General features: G+C 40.5%; 20 protein-coding genes. 9 read left to right on the top strand and 11 right to left on the bottom strand.

Features of this window, described 5'->3' with window-relative positions:
• The first annotated feature begins 203 nt into the window (after positions 1 to 203).
• Together DFQ12_RS05430 and DFQ12_RS05425 are read left to right on the top strand one after the other, a co-directional pair.
• Positions 204 to 1,508 carry an ammonium transporter gene (locus tag DFQ12_RS05430; protein WP_120257969.1) on the top strand — a complete coding sequence of 435 codons (1,305 nt, stop codon included), beginning with the start codon at positions 204 to 206 and terminating at the stop codon, positions 1,506 to 1,508.
• Positions 1,509 to 1,625: 117 nt separating this feature from the next.
• On the top strand, positions 1,626 to 1,931 hold the full coding sequence (locus DFQ12_RS05425; protein WP_120257968.1) for a hypothetical protein: 306 nt from the start codon (positions 1,626 to 1,628) through the stop codon (positions 1,929 to 1,931).
• On the opposite strand, the gene DFQ12_RS05420 is transcribed toward DFQ12_RS05425, so the two are convergent.
• Complete coding sequence (locus DFQ12_RS05420; protein ID WP_244211682.1) at positions 1,928 to 2,464, bottom strand: lipocalin family protein; 537 nt, start codon at positions 2,462 to 2,464, stop codon at positions 1,928 to 1,930. The genes DFQ12_RS05425 and DFQ12_RS05420 overlap by 4 nt on opposite strands.
• Before the next feature lie 100 nt (positions 2,465 to 2,564).
• Between DFQ12_RS05420 and DFQ12_RS05415 the strand changes: the two genes are divergently transcribed.
• The 3 genes from DFQ12_RS05415 (at position 2,565) to DFQ12_RS05405 (ending at position 5,797) form a co-directional block, all read left to right on the top strand.
• Positions 2,565 to 3,026: a DUF4268 domain-containing protein gene (locus DFQ12_RS05415; protein ID WP_120257967.1), complete on the top strand. Its 462-nt coding sequence runs from the start codon at positions 2,565 to 2,567 to the stop codon at positions 3,024 to 3,026.
• 22 nt (positions 3,027 to 3,048) lie between these two features.
• A complete protein-coding gene (locus DFQ12_RS05410) occupies positions 3,049 to 3,843 on the top strand; it encodes a S1/P1 nuclease (RefSeq protein WP_208642440.1) in 795 nt (264 codons plus the stop codon).
• 163 nt (positions 3,844 to 4,006) lie between these two features.
• A complete protein-coding gene (locus DFQ12_RS05405) occupies positions 4,007 to 5,797 on the top strand; it encodes an ABC transporter ATP-binding protein (protein ID WP_120257966.1) in 1,791 nt (596 codons plus the stop codon).
• Between the two features lie 19 nt (positions 5,798 to 5,816).
• Here DFQ12_RS05405 and DFQ12_RS05400 read toward each other — a convergent pair whose 3' ends face one another.
• The gene (locus tag DFQ12_RS05400; RefSeq protein ID WP_120257965.1) at positions 5,817 to 6,755 is read right to left on the bottom strand and encodes a DMT family transporter; all 939 of its coding nucleotides are present in this window, start codon (positions 6,753 to 6,755) and stop codon (positions 5,817 to 5,819) included.
• 161 nt (positions 6,756 to 6,916) lie between these two features.
• Here DFQ12_RS05400 and fabV point away from each other — a divergent pair, with 161 nt between their 5' ends.
• Positions 6,917 to 8,119 (top strand): enoyl-ACP reductase FabV, encoded by a 1,203-nt coding sequence (fabV, locus tag DFQ12_RS05395; RefSeq protein ID WP_120257964.1) that lies wholly within the window; start codon positions 6,917 to 6,919, stop codon positions 8,117 to 8,119.
• Between the two features lie 119 nt (positions 8,120 to 8,238).
• Here the strand turns inward: fabV and DFQ12_RS05390 are convergent, their stop codons facing one another.
• Both DFQ12_RS05390 and DFQ12_RS05385 read right to left on the bottom strand, forming a co-directional pair.
• Complete coding sequence (locus tag DFQ12_RS05390; protein ID WP_120257963.1) at positions 8,239 to 9,423, bottom strand: MFS transporter; 1,185 nt, start codon at positions 9,421 to 9,423, stop codon at positions 8,239 to 8,241.
• Between the two features lie 53 nt (positions 9,424 to 9,476).
• Complete coding sequence (locus DFQ12_RS05385; RefSeq protein WP_120257962.1) at positions 9,477 to 9,725, bottom strand: hypothetical protein; 249 nt, start codon at positions 9,723 to 9,725, stop codon at positions 9,477 to 9,479.
• 202 nt (positions 9,726 to 9,927) lie between these two features.
• Between DFQ12_RS05385 and DFQ12_RS05380 the strand changes: the two genes are divergently transcribed.
• Both DFQ12_RS05380 and DFQ12_RS05375 read left to right on the top strand, forming a co-directional pair.
• Positions 9,928 to 10,338 (top strand): OsmC family protein, encoded by a 411-nt coding sequence (locus DFQ12_RS05380; RefSeq protein ID WP_120257961.1) that lies wholly within the window; start codon positions 9,928 to 9,930, stop codon positions 10,336 to 10,338.
• A gap of 227 nt (positions 10,339 to 10,565) precedes the next feature.
• The gene (locus DFQ12_RS05375; protein ID WP_120257960.1) at positions 10,566 to 11,000 is read left to right on the top strand and encodes an FKBP-type peptidyl-prolyl cis-trans isomerase; all 435 of its coding nucleotides are present in this window, start codon (positions 10,566 to 10,568) and stop codon (positions 10,998 to 11,000) included.
• Positions 11,001 to 11,136: 136 nt separating this feature from the next.
• On the opposite strand, the gene DFQ12_RS05370 is transcribed toward DFQ12_RS05375, so the two are convergent.
• The 4 genes from DFQ12_RS05370 to DFQ12_RS05355 all read right to left on the bottom strand — a co-directional run bounded on the left by DFQ12_RS05370 (position 11,137) and on the right by DFQ12_RS05355 (position 18,251).
• Complete coding sequence (locus tag DFQ12_RS05370; RefSeq protein ID WP_120257959.1) at positions 11,137 to 12,309, bottom strand: tetratricopeptide repeat protein; 1,173 nt, start codon at positions 12,307 to 12,309, stop codon at positions 11,137 to 11,139.
• Between the two features lie 2 nt (positions 12,310 to 12,311).
• Complete coding sequence (locus DFQ12_RS05365; RefSeq protein ID WP_120257958.1) at positions 12,312 to 13,412, bottom strand: tetratricopeptide repeat protein; 1,101 nt, start codon at positions 13,410 to 13,412, stop codon at positions 12,312 to 12,314.
• Positions 13,413 to 13,417: 5 nt separating this feature from the next.
• Entirely contained in the window at positions 13,418 to 15,988 is a 2,571-nt protein-coding gene (gene gyrA, locus DFQ12_RS05360; RefSeq protein ID WP_120257957.1) for a DNA gyrase subunit A, read from the bottom strand.
• A 163-nt stretch (positions 15,989 to 16,151) separates the two neighbouring features.
• Positions 16,152 to 18,251, bottom strand: coding sequence for a heavy metal translocating P-type ATPase (locus tag DFQ12_RS05355; RefSeq protein WP_120257956.1), 2,100 nt, complete (start codon positions 18,249 to 18,251; stop codon positions 16,152 to 16,154).
• 177 nt (positions 18,252 to 18,428) lie between these two features.
• Between DFQ12_RS05355 and DFQ12_RS05350 the strand changes: the two genes are divergently transcribed.
• On the top strand, positions 18,429 to 19,277 hold the full coding sequence (locus DFQ12_RS05350; protein ID WP_120257955.1) for a mechanosensitive ion channel family protein: 849 nt from the start codon (positions 18,429 to 18,431) through the stop codon (positions 19,275 to 19,277).
• On the opposite strand, the gene coaA is transcribed toward DFQ12_RS05350, so the two are convergent.
• The 3 genes from coaA to DFQ12_RS05335 form a co-directional block, all read right to left on the bottom strand.
• Positions 19,274 to 20,290, bottom strand: a complete 1,017-nt coding sequence (coaA, locus tag DFQ12_RS05345) for a type I pantothenate kinase (RefSeq protein ID WP_244211681.1) — start codon at positions 20,288 to 20,290, stop codon at positions 19,274 to 19,276. The genes DFQ12_RS05350 and coaA overlap by 4 nt on opposite strands.
• A 137-nt stretch (positions 20,291 to 20,427) precedes the next feature.
• Positions 20,428 to 20,832 (bottom strand): OsmC family protein, encoded by a 405-nt coding sequence (locus tag DFQ12_RS05340; protein WP_244211680.1) that lies wholly within the window; start codon positions 20,830 to 20,832, stop codon positions 20,428 to 20,430.
• Between the two features lie 21 nt (positions 20,833 to 20,853).
• Entirely contained in the window at positions 20,854 to 21,234 is a 381-nt protein-coding gene (locus DFQ12_RS05335) for a methylglyoxal synthase (protein ID WP_120257954.1), read from the bottom strand.
• Between the last annotated feature and the right edge of the window lies 1 nt (position 21,235).

The raw sequence follows: 21,235 nt of genomic DNA, 5'->3' as shown, positions 1-21,235 counted from the left end.
TTTTTATAGGTTTTTGCTGTTTTTGTCTTTGTTGATGTGAAATTATGTAAAAAATATTACAAAAAATAATATTTGATAGTAATTTTTCAATAAAAACACTTTATATTTGTCAAAACAATAAGTAAAAATGGGTTTTTGTTTTGTTTTTGTATTTTAAATAACAATTTATTGATGTATTAATAAAGACTAATCAGTTTAAACAAATGAAAAAAATTATTCCACTTTTAGTTCTGGTACTTTTGGGCGTATTGGGACTTGTATTTCCATCTATAGATTTGTCTGCACTGGACAAAGCGGAGTTTGATACAGGTGATACGGCCTGGTTATTGACTTCCTCAGCGCTGGTGTTGATTATGACACCCGGTCTGGCATTTTTTTACGGCGGGATGGTCAGTAAAAAGAATGTGATCTCGACGATGATGCAGAGTTTTATCTGTATGTGTCTGATGACAATCCTTTGGGTCATTGTCGGATTTAGTTTGGCCTTTGGTGATGATATCGGTGGGATTATAGGTGATCCGCGCACATTCTTTATGATGAAGGGGACCTTAGGAAATATCGCCTGGGGAGCATTACCAACTATTCCATTGGTTTTATTCGCGATGTTCCAACTGAAATTTGCGATTATTACGCCGGCACTTATTACTGGGGCGTTTGCTGAGCGTATCCGATTCAATTCCTATATGTTGTTTATAATCTTATTCGGCATCTTTATTTATATGCCCTTGGCGCATGCGACCTGGCATCCAGAGGGGATTTTGGCGAAACTTGGTGTCCTTGATTTTGCCGGCGGTACTGTCGTGCACATGTCAGCAGGTTGGGCAGCGTTGGCGGCAGCCATTTATTTAAAAGGCCGTAAATCACAGACGCATAATCCAGCCCGTATAAGCTATGTGATCCTGGGAACAGCCTTATTGTGGTTCGGCTGGTTTGGATTTAATGCCGGTTCGGCTGGTGGTGCCAATACAATTGCGGCCTATGCATTTGCAACAACAACGACGGCTTCGGCGATGGCAGCAATGGCATGGATATTTGTTGATATTATCCGAGGTAAAAAACCATCGGCGATGGGTGCATGTATTGGTGCTGTTGTGGGTTTGGTTGCAATTACACCAGCAGCAGGCTTTGTCAGTATTCCACACGCCATGGTCATTGGATTAGTCGCTGCATTGATCAGCAATCTGGTTGTCTATTTGAGAAGTAAAACAAGTATTGATGACACCTTGGATGTATTTCCTTGTCATGGTGTAGGTGGTATGGTAGGGATGGTGTTGACTGGGGTATTTGCCCACCATAATGTCAATCCTGTGGTTGTTGACAATGGCTTGTTCTTTGGTGAAACGAAGTTATTTTTCGTGCATACCATTGCCTTGTTCGCCGTATCTTTCTTTGCCTTTGTAGGCTCTTTGGTTCTATTAAAAGTAACGGATCTGATTTCTCCTTTACGTGTGGAAGAAACAGATGAAGAACTTGGTCTGGACGTTTCTCAGCACGCTGAGGCTCTTTAGACCCTTTGACCGGAATAATTAATCATCCCAAACAATGCTTTTCCTTACAGCATTGTTTGGGATTTTTTTTGCACCTTTGCCAAAGGTTGAATAGACTGGAATATTTGAGTTTATGCTATGAAAGATACTACAAAAGATACTTTACGTTCGGATTTTGAGAAAATGATGCGCTATTCCTTACAGAAAAATGGCGATTTTGGTTTTAATACATTTGGCGATTATGCCACATCTGTTCTCAATTTCTATGTTGGAAGTTCTATTTTAGCGTTAGCTGAAAAGCGTGATGCCGCGCTATTTCTTGCGAATCTATACAATGCTGGAATCAAAAATGCCATCGACCAACAGGATCTTCACGAGATTGCTGATGTTTTAGCACAGGATCCCACCCTCGATTATCAGGTGCTGGCGCCGATTTTCGACTAATGTTTTGTCCAGACCAGATTGCCGGTTTCATATCCACATTGTAATGCATAGGTTAGAAACTCGTTTCGGATCTTTTCTGGAATTGCTGTATCTCTACCCAAAATCCACATGTAATCGAGATTGTCTCCAAAAATGAGTGCATATTTATAATCTGGGGTTATTTTTACAATATTATAGCCATTGTAGAATGGACCGAAGAAAGAGACTTTCAATGCACCTTCATGAGGACCATTAACAAATTTGGCTCTTCCGATGGATTGTTTCCATTGTTCTTTTTCTTCCGAATAACCTTGGTTGTTTACCCGGATCGTGCCATTTTTATTTTTGCTGTACTCTGCTGAAACCTGACTCAGTCCTCTTTCCCAACGGAAATCGAGTCGAGCGATTTCAAACCATTTTCCAAGGTATTTATCTAAGTCAAAAGGGTCCACTACATCGGGACGCGATATCACTGGCTTTAATGCATTATATGCAACAGTTCCCAAAGCCACAGCGGCCAGCAGTAAGAGCGATTTTTTCTTGTCTATATTCATCTTTTGAATTTGTTTGTTGATAAAACAACAATTTTAATACCAATAAGGTTTAGGCATACCGAGCTATTTTCTTAATTTTGTTGACTTAAAAATTGTATTTGTGTATTCTAGAGAAGAGGTAAAACAATTAAAACAGCTGTTCTGGACCAAGTTTGGGCAATTCATGTCCCTGCATGCATCCGCTGATGGTGAAAAAGTAAATTGGGTTAACTATAAAACAGGAATTAAACAGCTGTATTTTAAAATGGATGCCGACAAGAAAGCTGCGAAAATTGCGATAACCTGGTCACATACCGATGCTGGAATCCGTGCGTTGATGGCCGAGCAATTTCTGCAGTACAAAAATCTGCTTCATGATATTCTGGGAGAAGAATGGGAATGGGATATGGGCGGTTGTGATGAATATGGCAAGCCGATTTGTCAAATCTACAAGACACTGGAAGGCCATAGTATTTTTAAGGAAACGGAGTGGGGGGAGCTGATCACGTTCTTTAAACCACGGATGATCGCACTCGACGAGTTTTGGTCTTCGGCAAAATATGCGTTCGATATTTTTAAATAATTACAATTAAATAGATACAACAATGAAAAAAATGATTAAGGGTTTGCTGGCTGTGGCTTTGTGTTTTCAACTTTCATCGGTATTTGCCTGGGGAACCATTGGGCATCGTGTCGTCGCTGAGATCGCTGAGCGTCATTTGAACAAGAAAGCAAAAAAGAATATTGGAAAAATCATTGGACAGCAAAAGTTGGCATATTGGGCAAATTGGGGGGACTTTATCAAGTCGGATCCTAATCCAGAATTTAAGAAATTAGGTAATTCTCATTTTATAAATTTAAATTCAAATTTACCTTGGGCCGAGTTTCAACTGGGACTTGAAAATTCGGCTGATGAAAATTTATACAAAACAGCAATCCGTATCGAGCAATCTTTTGCAGATAAAAATATTTCGCTGGATCAACAGCAACAGAATCTTTATTTCTTGATCCATATCTTGGGGGATGCGCATCAACCTATGCATGTCAGTCGTGCAGAAGATCAGGGTGGAAATAAGATCGAAGTGAGCTGGTTTGGAAAAAAATCAAATATTCACCGCGTTTGGGACAGCGATTTGGTGGATAATGAGAAATATAGTTATACAGAGTACGCAACAGTATTGGATATCAATGGTAAAAAGGAAAACGAACAATTGGCCGCTGGTGAATTGTCCAATTGGTTGTATGAGTCAAATCAGCTTGCAGAAAAGATTTATGCTGATGTAGCCAACAATGCCAACCTGTCTTATTCCTACGTTTATCAAAATAAAGATACCATGGAGCAATGTTTACTCAAAGGTGGTCTGCGTCTGGCTAAGGTGCTGAACCGGATTTTTGGATAAGCGCATTTAAAGTACAGTATATTGAAGTCGTATCATCGTTTATGGTACGACTTTTTTTTGCCCTGGTATTTCAGTTTTGCTGTATAGGATTTATATTATTTTCTATTTACTTTTAAACAAAGCGTACTGCTTACTTGTTCCATGCTTATCATAATCTTTCTCCATGACTATTCCACAGCTGTTTAAAAAAATTGTTCCCTTTGCCCGCCCTTATCGCAAGCTGATTGTTTATACTTTACTTTTGACTGTGGTAGGGTCATTTGCTGCTCAAATCAATGCATTTATTCTACGGTATACAGTAGATACCATCAATGCAATGATGGTGGCCAAGGAACCCCTATCTAAGGGGCTATATATCGTCGGGATCATCAGTGCGGTATTGTTGCTGAAGGAAATTATCTATGCGCTGGTGCAGTTTGGTCAAAAATTCTATGGGGAAAAACTCCGGATTTATATTGCACGAGATTTTTCTCAGTCTATTGTCAGCCGCATTTTGACTTATAAACTTGCCTTTTATACATCTGCAGATAATGAAAGTGGAAAGTTAGCCACACGTATCGATGCTGGAATCAGCTCACTTACACGTTTGGTGCAAAACTTCTTTATTGATATTTTGCCCTTATTTGCCAATGCGATCATCGCATTGGCCTGTATGTTCTATGCTAATGTGTACGTCGGCCTAGTGGGGGTTGCAGTGATTCCATTATACCTTTACATTAGTCAGACCCAAGCCTCAAAACTGACAGGTTTTAGGCGACAAATGCGTAATTACCGTGAATCTAAAAATAATCGAATTATCAGTCTTATTGAATCAATACTCGTGATCAAATCTTTTGTACGGGAGCCTGAAGAAGCAAAACGACATGAGAAGATTCAATTTGAGATGACCGAAAATCAAATGGAAACCCGAAAGACGAGCTTCTTTTACGATAGCATAAAGAATTTTGTGGAGCAGATTGCGGTCGTTATCATTATTGTATTGACGGCCTATTTGGTGCTATCTGGACAAATTACAATTGGGGCCATTATGTTCCATATCATGCTTTTCAACAATGTTTCGGCACCGATTCGCCAATTGCACCGCATTTATGATGAGGTCAATGATGCCCTGATCTATTCGGAGTCTTTTTTTGAGATCCTGGAATCGGATGATCAGATTGAATCAAAAGGAACGTATCGGCCGGAAAAAATCCATGGCCATTTGGAATTGCGTCAGGTTTTCTTTGCGTATCCCAATGGGACGCAAGCACTAAAAGATGTTAGTTTTGCTATTAAACCCAATGAAATTACAGCTTTAGTCGGACTAAGTGGTGCGGGGAAAAGTACAATTATCAACTTGTTGGATAAATTCTACGAACCGACAGGTGGGCAGATCTTATTGGATGGTGTAGATTTGGCAGATTATGATACCGCATTCCTCCGGCAGCATATTGGCATGGTGCTGCAGCGTAATCATATTTTTAAAGGGACAATATTTGAAAATATTGAATATGGCAAGATGGGGAGTTCACGGGAAGAAATTGTGGAAGCAGCTAAAAAAGCTTATATCCATCAACAGATTATGGAGTTGCCAAAAGGTTACGAGTCTGATGCGCAATTGCTTTCCGGTGGACAGCAACAGCGTATTGCGATTGCACGGTTGTTTCTGAAAAATCCGCCTATTATTTTTCTGGATGAGCCCACAGCAAATCTGGACGCCATTGCTACGGAGCAGATTAAAAATAGCCTTGATGCGATTAAGAAAGATCGTACGGTAATTATTGTATCGCACAGCATCTCCCAGATTATTGATTCAAATGCAATTGTCGTGATGGAGAAAGGCCATGTTGTTGAGCAGGGGCAACATGAGGAACTTTATATGCAGAAGGGTACTTATTATGAGATTTTTTCCGCTATGGCCAATAGCTTGAATTTAAGCAAGATTAGCAAGACCCTACAGGCTGATGAAAATTGATCTCTTACACTTTCGGACCTTAATTTGCACGACTATGGAGTATCATTCCAATGACAACCAGGGCAATTCCCACACAGGAATAACTATTTGGAAAGGCAGCTTGCAATAGTATTATTTCGCCCAATAGTGTAAAGATTACTTCCATGGCTTGCGTTGCTTCAATCGCCGCGAGCGCTTTGTGGTCGGTGCGAACCAGATCTGTTGCTGTAAAGAATAGGAGGGTGGCGATTACTCCAGAAAAAATGGCAACCATGAAGGTCTGTAGCAACTGACTTTCGGTTGGGAGTCCACTGTCCATATAGCCAAAGATGCTGAGCAGAATCCAAAAGGGCATACTGCATAATGTCATGCCCAGTGTTCGTTGGAAGGTATCCAATTTATTTCCCGCTATTTGCATCATCTTGCGGTTTCCCAAAGGGTAGGCAATGGCCCCGATCAATACAGGGATAGTTCCCAATAACATGGATTTTATGGAGCTTGCACGTGCTTCTGAGATTTGCATGAGGACAATCCCCAAAAAAATAATGATCGAGAACAGGAGTGAGGCTTTGGAAATTCCGCTTCGATTCTCTTTCTTTTCCAGCAAGGGCCCGATAAACATACCTGCGATAATGGTGAATTCAAAGGTACTGGCGACCAACCATGAGGGACCAAAACTAGCACCAAAGGTAAGGGTGGCATAAAATACACCAAAACCTATTGTACTCCATAGCAGCCACTGCGGCAGATTGGATTTGATGGCATCAAAGAGCGGAGCTAAATTACCTCTAATGAATACGATAACAAACAAGATGGGAAGCATCCAGATGAAACGTAAGGATGCTGTCCATTGCCAGCTTCCTCCCGAAACAGCCATAACGCGGTTTAAAACAAAGGTGCTAGCGAAAAATAATGCGGCAACTATTCCTAAAAAAAGTGCCGTATTTTTATTGTTTTTTATTGTAAATTGGAATGGCATAAATAAAATGGATGTGCTGTCAATTTAATACAGTGAAAGTAAGCAAATGCCCGTTTAATTGGAAATGAAACAAAAAGTAATTGATTTTTATGGCGATTTTCTCATTTAAAATTCCTTATTTTGCCTAATCAATAAAACAAGTAGTAAGAAAATTCATCAAGATGATTATACAACCAAGAACTAGAGGTTTTATTTGTTTAACCTCGCATCCACAAGGGGCTGCGCAAAACATTAAAAATCAAATTGAATACGTGAAATCGAAGGGTGAGATCGCGAATGGTCCAAAGAAAGTGTTGGTGATCGGTGCTTCAACAGGATTTGGTATTGCATCCCGGATTTCTGCAGCGTTTGGTTCTGGAGCTGCTACAATCGGTGTATTTTTTGAAAAACCTGCGGCAGAAGGTAAGCCAGGTACCGCTGGTTGGTACAATTCTGCAGCTTTTGAAAAAGAAGCCCACGAAGCTGGATTATATGCCAAAAGTATCAATGGTGATGCCTTTTCGGACGATATCAAAAAACAGACCATTGAATTAATCAAAAAGGATCTGGGTCAAGTAGATTTAGTGGTTTACAGTTTGGCATCTCCGCGTCGTACACACCCGAAAACAGGTGTTGTACACGCTTCTGTTTTAAAACCTATACAGGAACCTTTTACCGATAAAACGGTCGACTTCCATACGGGCGTTGTTTCGGATATTACGATCCAACCCGTAGAAAATAGTGAAGATATTGCCAATACAGTTGCTGTAATGGGTGGGGAAGACTGGAAATTTTGGATCGAAGATCTTAAAGCTGCAGGCCTTTTAGCTGAAGGTGCAAAGACAGTTGCTTATTCGTATATCGGCCCTGAATTGACTTATCCGATCTACCGCAATGGAACGATTGGTCGTGCGAAAGATGATTTGGAAGGTACTGTACCTGCAATCAATGCGATCTTAAGTGATCTTCATGGGGTAGCTTATGTTTCTGTAAACAAAGCTTTAGTAACACAGTCTAGTTCAGCGATCCCAGTGGTACCTTTGTACATTTCCTTATTATACAAGGTGATGAAAGAAAAAGGAATCCACGAAGGTACAATTGAACAAATGCAACGTTTATTTGCAGAGCGTCTTTATACTGCTGATGGCAAAGTATTGCTTGACGATAAAGGCAGAATCCGTGTTGACGACCTTGAGATGCGTGCAGATGTTCAGGCTGAAGTAGCTGCACTATGGGAGAAAGCGAATACAGAAAATTTGACTGAGATCTCCGATATCGAAGGTTACCGCAATGAGTTTTTCAACTTATTTGGTTTTAACTTTGATGGTATAGATTACAACGCTGATACCAATGAGGTTGTTGCTGTACCGAGCATTGAAAACTAATATAAGCTAGCGATACGAGTAATATATAAAAGGCTAACCATCGCGTTAGCCTTTTTTCGTTTCTTCTATTTGCATATCCCCTGTAGCTTTTTAAAAATCTACCATGCACAGACCGGGTGTCAGGCAAGCTTCGGTCTCTGATTATATAATAAATTGCCCACGACTGCAAAACCAATAGACACCATTATGGCGCTGAAGGGGTAGATCCCTGTCATGCCGACATTGTTGGCGACAAAACCGATCAATGGACCTGTAACCCCCAGAGAAATATCAATAAATAAGCCGTAGGCAGCCAATGCCGAACCCTGTTGGCTTTGATCAACCTTTTTGATGGCCTCCACACCGAGGGCAGGAAAAACGAGTGAAAAGCCAAGGCCTGTCAATGCTGCGCCAACAAGTGTCCAAAGTGGATGGAGGGCGAGGGCAATCACCAATAAACCTAATGATTCTACAAAAAGGCTGACTAAGGCGACTTTCAAACCTCCATATTGATCAATAACCTTATTGAACACAAGTCTTGTCAGGATAAAGAAAGCACCAAAAACGGTCAAACAGGCGGCACCATTCTGCCAGTTAAAATGCTCATAATACAGCGTCATGAAGGTCGATATACTTCCAAAACCAAGGCCGCCCAGGGCCAGACAGGTTCCAAATGGAGCGACAGTCAAAAGCACACGCTTGAAGCTCACGGTGCTTGTCTTCTTGGCGATCACCCGAAAGGGAGTTTTTGATTTGCTGTAAAGATAGCCCAGGATACCAATGGCACAGGTGAGCAGTCCCAATGATTCATAACTGATATGGTCAACCATCAATACACCCAGTGGTGCTCCGAGGGCAAGTGCGCCATAACTCGCAATACCATTAAAGGAGATGGCTTTGGCTGCATGTTCATCGCCGAGCTCCAATAGTGCCCAATTGATCGGGCTGGCGCCGACCAGTCCCTCGCCAATGCCTGTGAATAATCTCGTGATCAGCAATAAACCAAGGCTGATGAAAGGCTGCGATTTGAATAAAAAGACGAATAGAAGTAAGATCCCCGAAAGTGCAAAAAAGAGCATACTACGCAGGACAGATACTTTAGGGCCTTTGGTATCCACTATTTTTCCAGCATAACCCCGTAGTAAAAAGGTTGCAATATATTGGACACTGATGACCAATCCGGCGATAATTGTATTAAATCCTAAAATTTGATGAATAAAAATGGGTAAGGTCGCAAGTGATAAGCCAATTGTGAAATAACCGAGGAAAGTTAAAGAAACATAGCCTAAAATCTTTTTATTGACCTCCCGAAGAGAAACTGTCATTTTAAAAAATTTTAGGCAAAAGTACGTGTTTAGGCTTGTTTTTAGAAATAAAATTAGTAGACGACTGTCTCCTTAATCTCACAATTTTTTTCAAGCCATTCTTGATCGAATTGTTTAGGTGATACTTTTTTGCCCTGATAGATATAGTAGATTTTCTCAGATTCTCCTTTTACTGGTGGTCCGGGGATCTTATTGACAATTTTTTCTTCGGGACAATCTTGAATTAAAGCCTGTTGCGTGTTCTGACGAGTTTTACAGGAAGTGAAAGCTACTAAGATGAGGAGATACGCTAATTTATTCATGAGTTTAGTTTTATTGTATTAAATAACGAGACTTTCTTGAGAAGTGCGACATGATTTTATACAATTAAATACAACTTTTTATAGGCAGGTTTGTTGTATATATAGATCGTTCTTAAATGGATCTAGCGTGTTATTTTCAACAAAACTTTGAGAATAAGGCTGGTATCGAAGGATAATAAAATATAACAACAAAGAAATAATCATGAGAAGAAAAGCAACAGCCCAATGGAATGGGAGTTTAAAAGAAGGTAAGGGAAATCTGACTACAGATAGTACGGTATTGGATCAGGCACAATATTCGTTTTCAACACGGTTTGAGAATGGTATTGGCACCAACCCCGAAGAACTATTGGCCGCAGCCCATGCCGGATGTTTTACGATGCAGCTGAGCGCATTTTTAACCGAAGCTGGTTTTGTACCCGATGAACTCAAAACGGTATCGACGATTGTATTTGAAAATGGTGCAATCGTACGTTCTGAGCTCGAATTGACTGCAAAAGTACCCTCGATTGATGATACCGAATTTCAAGCGCTTGCTCAGAAAGCAAAGGAGAATTGCCCGGTCAGCAAAGCATTTAGCTTTGAAAAAACATTGCATGCTGCCTTGGTATAGCGGTTTGGAATATAAAAATTGGTGTAGATCGCTGTAGATCTACGCGATGAATGCAGTGACGTTTTAGGGTTCCCTAAAAATCGCTGCATTTTTTCGTTAAAAAGATAAAAAGCCGTTACTTTGGACCTTGGTCAGCACCTTGTGTTCCGCAATAAAACCTATCGCGGATACTGAGGCGGTATGCGCAGCACGGATCACCACTTTAGAGCATTTAAACGAATATTACTTTGGTACAGAAAAAGAAGAATAAGCTAAGCGCGACAGCGTTATTGGAAAAGAATAAGGAGGAAGGGATTGCATTTCTAAAAGAGAATGCTACGCAGGAAGGTGTAACAGTCTGCCCATCGGGTTTACAATATAAAATATTGACGGAAGGTGCCGGTAAAATTCCGGTGAAAACCTCAAAAGTAATCTGTCATTATAAGGGAGAGCTATTGGACGGAACGGTATTTGATAGCTCCTATAGGCATAAACGACCAGAAACATTTTATATCAATGAACTTATCCGTGGTTGGCAGGAGGCTATGTGTATGATGCCTGTTGGATCAATCTGGCAAGTTTACCTTCCACCACACTTAGCTTATGGCAAGGAAGAATTAATGCCTCGAAAAGGAGGGGAGTGCACCTTGGTATTTCAGATTGAACTGATCGCAATTCTATAATAGCGGATTGGAAATACCAGTTTCCAACTGGTGGGTGGCTAATCCCTGGCAAAAATAATAATTGCGGTTCAAGCATAAAAAAAATCCCCAACAAACGCTGGGGATTTTCTATTTATTTTAGAAAAATTTATTAAAATTATTCTAATTCCTTGATTTTAGCAGTGACTTCAGTAGTTTTAGCTTCATCTTGCATAAAAACATAGTAGTTCTTTAGATTTGTTAAAGCATCTACATTCTTTGGTTGCAAAGAAACAGCTTTCTCTAAGTATGGTAATACAGGTTTCAATTCTGCTTTAATCTTGTCCACTTCTGTGTTATATTGCGCTTGCGTCAATTTTCGGTTGTTGTTAACAACATTTAGTTTTTCACGAATTTTATTCATCAACGTGATCGCTAAATTTGTATTTGCTTCAAAGAAGTTAGGGTCGATTTCTAATGCTTTTTTATATGCCGCAACTGCCGCCTCATCATTTTTTGCTGATGCTTGTGCGATACCTAAATAATAGTTTAAGCTTTTATTCGAAGGATCTTTAGCCAATTGTGTCGTGATGGCATCAATGGTCTCTTTCTCATGCCCTGTGATCAAATTCAATTCGATATTTTGCGTCATCGCTGCATTGTCATCCGGGTAAGCTTCAGCAGCTTTCTTCGCATATTCTAGAGCAGAAGTTGTGTCTTGCAATGATAAATACAATTTCGGTAAATCAACCATAATTGTTTTATGTGAAGAGAAGTCTTTTCTAGGGATCAATTCTTTGTAACGTTCGATCGCATTTTTATAATCCTTGTTGGACAATGCCGCTACACCACTGTAGTAAGTCACTAGCGTATCTCCTGGAAGGTACGTCAATGCTTTGGTGAACGAACTATAGGAATCGGCATATTTTTGTGCCTGGTATTCTTCTGCACCAATATTGAAGTTGTATTGGCCAAGGATTTGCTCAGCTACAGTGATATTTGCTTTGTTTGCTCCATCTGTATCCAATTGTTTTGCTTTGGCAATACCATCTTCTGCTAATTTTGCCAATTCAGCGGATTTATCTATAGTCGATAAGTTTGCGTTAACTAAAGCATATACTGTCCAAGCTTCTGCATTATCTTTTGTCTTCTCGTTGATCACAGCAGCGTCAATAGCTTCTTTTGCTGATTTAAGATTTGGTAAGCCTAATTGTGCAGTACCAGCATCTTTTAATTCCTGAAATTTAGCAAGACCAGTTTTTGCCTTTTTTACGTTACCCGTTTGGGCAAAAGAAACTGATGTAGATACAGTACCTATTGCCGCTAATAATAATAGAGATTTTAAATTCATATCTATTTAACTGTTAATTGATTCAATAATAAATTCACCCTGTCTAATTGTAACGCATCATCGATAAGCGTATAATATTTTGCTAAGGCTTTTAAGGCATTAACATCGTAGGGTTTGATTTCGTTTGCTTTTAATAGATATTCGACCGTTAAATCCTGGATATCCTGGTTTGTCGGATCTTTTAATAGCGTTTCGAGATTAATTAAGCCCAATGCCAAATTAGATTCATAGTTATTTGGATCTAATCGTAATACATTATTATAATATTCTTTTGCTTTTTTTAGATCATTCGCATTTTCGTAAGAATAACCGGCAATGTAATTTAATTCCACATTTTCAGGTTCCAAACGAATTGCATCAGCGATAACGTTCAATATTGCATCGTACGAATTATTGGCCGAATACACATCTATTAATCTAAAAAGGATTTGCTTATTCTCCGGGAATATAGCATGTCCTTTCTCTAGAACGTTTAAGACATCCTGTTTAGTACCTCCTAAGCTATAAATTTGTGCCAATTCCAAAAAGTAGGTTGGCTTGGGATTTTCAGCTTTAATAAGCTCGTTATAGTAATTAATAGCATTCATATAATCTTTATTTTTTCCGGCAAGTACGGCAAGATTATATTTGAGGTCGGTATTTTTAAAACCAAGGGAGTCTATTCGAAGGTAAGCCTTATATGCTTTATCAAATTTATTGTCTTTTAATGCGATACCTCCCTGATAGGAGATTGCGCCAGCAAGATTTTGACGAACATAGTCCATCTCTGCAGGAAAATTCCGGCGCGCTTTTTTTGCATCCAACAATTTTAGCGATTTGATGGATATATCTATCGGGTCTAGTTTATACTGCTGTTTTCTAGTTGAATCTGCAACTGCTAGTGAGCTATATACCAAAGCCCTTAAAAGGTTATTGTTGACAGCAGATGTATCTTTTTTTGTTAGAAATGCGGCGTCAGCAAACTTTCTGGCATTTTCGAGATGTTTGAAATCACCAGTTTTGGTATATAAAGCAAAACTGTTGCTGCCCTCTTTCAAATTTGATTGGGCAGCAACAGTTAAACTACTTGCAGATATTAACAATGATATCAGTAAGTTTTTCATGCAGTTTATTCTTCGTTTGAATCTATATTTTCTTCGGAAGCCGATCCTTCGTTATCTTCTGCTGTTGGATTTTCGATATCTCCAGATTCCTCGTCAGATTCTTCTTCACGATCTACTTTCGTGATGGAAGCAATCTCGTCGTTGTCTTTCAGATTAATGAGTCTCACACCCTGTGTTGCACGGCCCATCACACGTAATCCTTCTACAGCGATCCGGATAACGATACCTGACTTATTGATAATCATAAGGTCTTCGGCATCTGTAACACCTTTTATTGCAACCAATTCACCCGTTTTATCGGTTACATTGATTGTTTTGACTCCCTTACCGCCACGATTTGTGACGCGGTAGTCTTCGATATCGGTACGTTTTCCGTAGCCTTTCTCTGAAACCACCAATACCGTTGTTTCTGAATCATTGACACTAATCATGCCAATCACCTCATCACTTTCGGAAGACAAGGTAATACCGCGAACCCCTGTTGCTGTACGACCCATTGGACGAACGGTAGACTCATTAAAGCGGATTGCTCTTCCTGAGCGCAGTGCCATCACAATTTCGCTGCTTCCTGTAGTCAAACAAGCTTCGATTAATTGATCCCCTTCGTTGATGTTGATCGCATTAATACCGTTTGCTCTTGGACGGGAATAAGCTTCCAAAGACGTTTTCTTGATGGTACCTTTTTTAGTACACATGATAATGAAGTTGTTTTCCAAGTATTCTTGGTCTTTCAGGTTCTTCACTAAGATAAAGGCCTTAATTTTCTCTTCCTTCGGCACATTGATGATGTTTTGAAGTGCACGGCCTCTCGATGTCCGGCTTCCTTCTGGTATCTCAAATGCACGTAACCAGAAACAGCGGCCTGCTTCGGTAAATAGGAGCATATAGTTATGTGCCGAAGCTGTAATGATATGCTCTGTGAAATCTTCTTCGCGTGTATTTGTGCCGATTGATCCACGGCCACCACGACCTTGGCGTTTATATTCTGATAATGGCGTACGTTTTACATAACTGTTGTGGGAGATGGTGATCACGATTTCTTCGTCATCAATAAAGTCTTCCATACGCATGTCTTCTGCAGAGTGTACAATCTGCGATCTACGTTCGTCACCATATTTTTCTTTGATCTCAATCAACTCATCTTTGATGATCTTCATTCGGAGATCTTCATCTGCCAATATAGATTTCAAATAGTCGATTGTTTTCATCAATTCAGCATATTCTTCTTTGATCTTATCACGTTCCAGTCCTGTCAGACGACGTAAGGTCATATCCAGAATCGCACGTGCCTGAAGATCGGATAAACCAAATTTCTCCATTAATCCAAGACGCGCATCTTCAGGTGTATCGGAGTTACGGATTAATTTGATGACTTCATCTAAATGATCCAGCGCGATCAGGTATCCTTCTAAGATATGCGCACGTTTTTCAGCTTCCGCCAGTTCGTAACGTGTACGTCTGACGATGACATCATGTCTATGCTCAACAAACTCACGAATCATATCTTTTAGATTCATCAGTACAGGTCTTCCTTTAACTAAGGCGATGTTATTGACTGAAAAAGAGGTTTGTAGTGCTGTATATTTAAATAGGTTGTTTAAGACAACATTGGCGTTAGCATCACGTTTAATATCATAAACGACACGCATACCTGTACGGTCAGACTCGTCACGGATTGCAGAAATACCTTCCAGTTTCTTTTCGTTAACCAAATCAGCAGTACGCTCAATCATATTGGCCTTATTCACCTGATAAGGGATTTCGGTTACAATAATCTGTTCTTTTCCAGATTTGGTTGTTTCAATTTCTGCTTTTGCACGCATAACGATACGGCCACGACCTGTATTACAAGCATCTTGAACACCAGCATAACCATAGATCAATGCCCCAGTTGGGAAATCAGGTCCTTTAATATGCTGCATTAATTCAGGTACTTCAATATCGCGGTTATCGATGAAGGCAATGGTACCATCAATTACTTCAGACAGGTTATGTGGCGCCATATTTGTTGCCATACCTACAGCGATACCCGAAGCTCCATTAACCAAAAGGTTAGGGATACGGGTCGGTAATACAGTAGGTTCCTGTAAGGAGTCGTCAAAGTTATTTTGGAAATCAACAGTATCTTTGTTGATATCGGAAAGCATTTCTTCGGCAATCTTCTTTAATCTTGCTTCAGTATAACGCATTGCCGCAGGAGGGTCACCGTCAATGGAACCGTAGTTACCTTGACCGTCTACCAACGGATAGCGTAAACTCCAATCTTGAGCCATACGAACCATGGTGTCGTAAACGGAAGAATCACCGTGTGGGTGATATTTACCTAATACGTCACCAACGATACGGGCAGACTTTTTATAAGGCTTGCCACTGGTAACCCCTAAGTCCAACATACCATAAAGTACACGTCTGTGTACAGGCTTCATGCCGTCACGTGCATCAGGAAGAGCCCGGGATACAATGACAGACATGGAGTAGTCAATGTAAGCAGACTTCATCTGATCCTCGATATTGATTGGGATAATCCGGTCGTTTGCCGGAACAAGATTGTTGTCGTTTTCTGTTTCTTCAGCCATATGAATTTGGTTTCAATAAAACTAGTAAGCAAGCCTTTTTAATTGGCTTGCTACGCATGCGAAGTTACAAAAATTTAACCTCAAAAGCGAATGAATTGAAGCCTAATATACATAAAAAAGACAATCTTTTATGGATTGTCTTGGTACTGATGCTGGATTGTTTTTATTTCAATTTTTTAAAGCGCAGGCGGATCGAGTTGCCGATCACAATAAGATCGGAGAAGGCCATACTTAACGCTGCGAGCATGGGTCCCAGAAATCCCGCAGCGGCTAATGGAATCGCAATGATGTTATATGCAAATGCCCAAAAGAGGTTCTGTTTGATCGTCAGGAGAGTGTGATGTCCTACCTGTAGCAGTTTCTCTATTGATTTCAGATCATTGTTCAATAGGATTACTTTCGCCGATTGAATGGCGACATGTGTTGCATCACCGAGAGAAATACCGACATCAGCTGCCGTAAGGGCAGGAGCATCGTTGATGCCATCACCGACCATCGCTGTAGGGGCAGTCTTTTTTAGTTCAGATAGAATCGTCAGTTTTTCGCTGGGCGATTTTTCCCAATAGACATCGGCTATGCCAAGCTTTTGTGCTGCACGCTCACATTTACTCTGTCGGTCACCACTTAATAGAATAGGTCTGATCCCTTTATCTTTTAAATATTGAATAAGTTCTTTTGCATAGGGCTTGATCTGATCTTCCAAAACGATACCTGCAATGACAACTTCATTAATCGTCAGCGTCAGGTCGTACCGATTGGAATAATCCTTCTTACCGATTTTTGCATTACAGATCGAATAGCTGTTCCCGTTCGTGTCTGTCGCAAATATTCCCTGTCCCTTAATTTCGTTGACTTCCTTGAAGATAATACGATAGGATCTTATTTCCTTGAGTTGCTTGCGGATGGATTGGGCAATCGGATGACTGGAGTAGCTTTCCAGTTGTGCAATAATGGATTCAACCTGGGATTGCTCGATGCCAAAGGTCTGGATGGCCTTGATGTTAAAATCGCCCGTTGTCAGTGTCCCTGTCTTATCAAAGACCATCTGTTTGAGTTCGGATAACTCTTCAATTGTGCTTCCGCCCTTGATGAGGATACCTTGCTTGGCTGCCCGACCGAGACCTACCATCACTGCTGTTGGTGTAGCCAGGCCCATTGCACAAGGGCAAGACACAACAAGTGTCGCAATGGCATTCATCAAGGCTTGCTGCAAGGGCAACTGGGCGATAAAGTAAGCAATAAAGAAGGTGAAAAAGGCGATTGTGACAACAATAGGAACAAAATAGGCCGCTACTTTATCGCCAAATTTTTGGATAGGCGGTTTTTTGCTCTGTGCATCTTTGATCAATTGAATGATCTGATACAAAACGCTTTTTGAACCTACTTTCGTTGCCGTGATTCTGATGTTGCCAGCAGTCAGCAGTGTGCCGCCAATGACAGCTTCATATTTTGTTTTTTCGATAGGCATGCTCTCACCCGTGATCATGGATTCGTCTATCCAACCATGTCCATCCAGGATGTCACCATCTGCTGGAATTAGACTTCCCGTATTTACTTTGAGGATATCTCCGGATTTAATCTCTTTAGCAGTAATTTCAATCTCCTGATCGTCGAGGATTTTAATCGCTTTAATGTCTTGATATTTAACCAGATCTTTGATCGCAGATGTGGTTTTGGTAACAGCACGTTTTTCAAGTACATTCCCCATAAAAACCAGGGTAATGATGGTTGCGCAGGTTTCGTAAAATTGGTAATCGTGCCCTAGTTTATAGTATGTGCCAATAGCGCTATAGACAAATGCTGCCGTGGAGCCCACAAAGATAAGTACATCCATGTTAGGCATTTTATTCCATAGTGAGCGTAGTGCACTATTGCCAAAGTAGATACAACCAACAAGATAGACAGGTGCACATAAGGCCAGTTGTATATAGGGGTCATGAAGCAAGGGGAGATCCACAAACATGTGACTCCAGAGTGGAATCGTAAAGAGCAGACAGATCAGGAATTTAAACTCAACTGATTTCCAGAAGCTTACTCTGACATCTTTGTCCTTGATGACTTTGTATCCCAATGACTCGATGCCTTTAACGAGCTTTGGAACCTGATCCTGCGGAATATCGGAAAACTTTACTTCATCTGAAGCGAAATCAACGTAAATCTCCTTAGCGCCGTTGTCTTCTAGGTATTTATGGATTGAAATAGCACAATTTGTACAATGCATTCCGGTGACGTTGAGTTCAGTTTGCACGTTGGATTCCTTCATTTAATAGCATGTAATGTCTTTAGGCAAAGATAGGTATTTCCTGATAATGCTTTTTACGTAAAGTAAAATTGTTTAGCTATGCAACATTTTTAGTTCCCTTATGCAGCAAAAAAATCTTTGGTGACAGTGGAGAAAACGATAAATTTGTTTTTATTTGCAAATCATCAACGTTTAAAAATGACGAAATCTATTTCAATTTCTTTTATTGTACGGATTATACTACTTGTTGCACTGACGGCTTCATTTGTGCAGTTTGAAGCTTTTTATGAGCAGAAAGATAGCATACGAAATATTGCATACGGACTGAATACTTTTCTGACGGCCAGCGTACTGATTTCGATCGGTCATTTTATTCTGGTTAAACTGTACAACAGTAGAAATGAACATCAGGTTGTGCGCGGTAATTTCGTGCTCGGCATCACACGCGTGGCGACCGTAGGAAATGTATTTTTCATTATTGTGAGTGTGATGATTGCTGTTGGTATTAATCCGAAGGACTTTATCACCAGTATGACAATCGTTGCCATGGCCATTGCTGTTATTTTTAGGGAATATATTACAAATATGATATCGGGTCTGATCATTATGTTTTCGGATCAGTTTTCTGTGGGTGACCGCATTAAAATCGGGGAGTATCAGGGCAAAATTGTTGATATTACCTTAGCCAATCTGGTTGTCCGGGACGAGGATGATGATGCTGTGATGATTCCGAATAACCTGGTGTTTACCGCGACTTTGGTCAACAAAACCTCACAGAAGTCCAATAAAATAGTCGTGAAATTCGAGCTGCCGGTTGACCATGCGGTCGCTGTGGAAGAACTGGAGCAGTATTTTAAACCTTTATTTCAGAATAATCCCAATTTGGATCATGGACAGGGCTTCTCGGTAAAAATAGCGGATCTGGCCAAAGACTTTGTGAAATACAAAGTTGAAGTTAGCACCATATCTTCAAGCAATCGGATTCACCAGCAAGTGCAGAGCAAGATCCTGAATGAAGTGCTTCAATTTAAGGGGCGGCTCAGTTAGATCTTTCTGACCTTCACATTCTTGACAAAGTGGTGGCTGCCTTTCTCGAGGATAAGATCGGCCCGATAACGGGTCGGTAAGATATTTTTGATTAGGTTGGGCTTGTTGATTTCATTCCAAATGTTCACGGCCATGGCATGACTTTCCTCGGCTGACATATTCGCATATTTATGGAAAAATGAAGCCGGATTCTGGAAGGCTGTCGCGCGCAAGGATTCAAACCTATTGGTATACCATTCGATGAGGTTTTTCTCACTGGCATGTACATAGATGGAATAATCGAAGAAATCGGAAACGAATACGCTATGGCCTTTACGTGGGCGTTGTGAGTTAACCTGCAATACGTTAATACCTTCGACAATCAGGATGTCTGGCTGTTCAATGATTTGCTGTTGGTCGTCTGGTAGGACATCGTAAACCAAGTGGCTATAAACCGGAACAGTAATCTTAGGGGCTCCAGACTTGACAGCAGAGAGGAAATGGATCAACCGTTTGGCATCATAGCTTTCCGGAAATCCTTTGCGGTTGAGGATACCTTTTTCGATCAGCTGTTGGTTGGGGTAGAGGAAGCCATCTGTTGTCACCAGATCTACTTTTGGTTTGGAAGGCAACATACTCAATACCCGTTGCAATACTCTTGCTGTTGTACTTTTTCCGACGGCCACAGATCCGGCAATGCCGATGATATAAGGCAATTTGCTCTCTTCTTTACCGAAGAAGCGATTTGTGCGTTGATGCAGGCTTTGGAAACGGTCAATGTGGATTTCTAGCAAATGGCTCAAAGGAACGTAAACTTCTTCGATCTCCTGATTGGTCAATGGCTCATTGAGTGCATGTAGATTTTCAAGATCTTCGGAACTGAAGTTGTGCAATATTTTCCCATTTAGATTTTTCCAGTCTTCCCGTTTAATTGATCTAAAAGGAGAATCTATTGCTATTTGTGGATCCAATTGCATCGGTTTGCTATTTTTATTGAACGTATATGTATTCTTGATTCCTGCTTCTTCTTTCATTATTGAGTGCTTTCCGCTCAATTTAAAGGCCAATTAGAACCTTCGATATCCTCCAGCCTCATTAGTACGGATTGTTATACGAAGGTTTTTTTGTGCGGACAAATATAAATAGTGTTGTCCGTTATCCCAAGAAACAATTACAAATGATTTGAAGTTATTACAATAGGATTAGTTAAGATTTTATGTACAGGACATTTTTCAGCGATCTTAAATAACCTCTTTTTTTGTTCGTCATCCAAATCGCCTTTGAAGCTAATATGACATTGTATGTAGGTCGTCTGCTGCTGTTCACTGGTCTTGATTTCGTGTGAAAGACGGATCATCACTTCTTCTAGGGGCCAGTTTTTTCGATCAGCATACATTTTTACTGTGACAGCTTTACATGTACCTAAAGAAGAAAGTAAAAGTGGTGTGGGGCTTATCCCTTGATCCTGACCACCTAAATCTTCCGGCTCGTCGACAATAATCTGGTGTTTGCCATATTGTACAGTCGTTGTATAGGGAGTTTCACCTATGGTGACAATAACTTCATTTTCCATCATCTTGAATAAAATAGCTTTTTGTTAGTCAACGAGATCTTCCAATAACCCTTCGATAATTAAGCTTCCAGTAGCAGGATTTGTTGCCAATGGAACATTATAGAGGTCGCATACGCGCATTAACATCTGAATGTCGGGTTCATGGGCATGTTTGCCAAGGGGATCACGGAAGAAGATAATACCATCCACTTTACCCTCAGCAGCCAATGCAGCGATCTGTGCATCACCACCCATAGGACCACTTAATTTTAGCTCCACAGGTAATCCGGTTTGCCGCACATAGGAACCTGTTGTTCCTGTTGCGATGATATTAGCATGTTCCAACAAATCTTGGTGGTCTTTGACAAAGGCAACCATTTCTGGTTTCTTGCCATCATGGGCGATCAGTGCGATTGTTTTTTTCATT

Origin of the sequence: Sphingobacterium detergens (genome assembly GCF_003610355.1) — a bacterium.
In the GTDB taxonomy this organism is placed as follows: Bacteria; Bacteroidota; Bacteroidia; order Sphingobacteriales; family Sphingobacteriaceae; genus Sphingobacterium; species Sphingobacterium detergens.
Note: the sequence above shows the minus strand (reverse complement) of the source record. Positions and strands in the feature narration are given on the sequence as shown.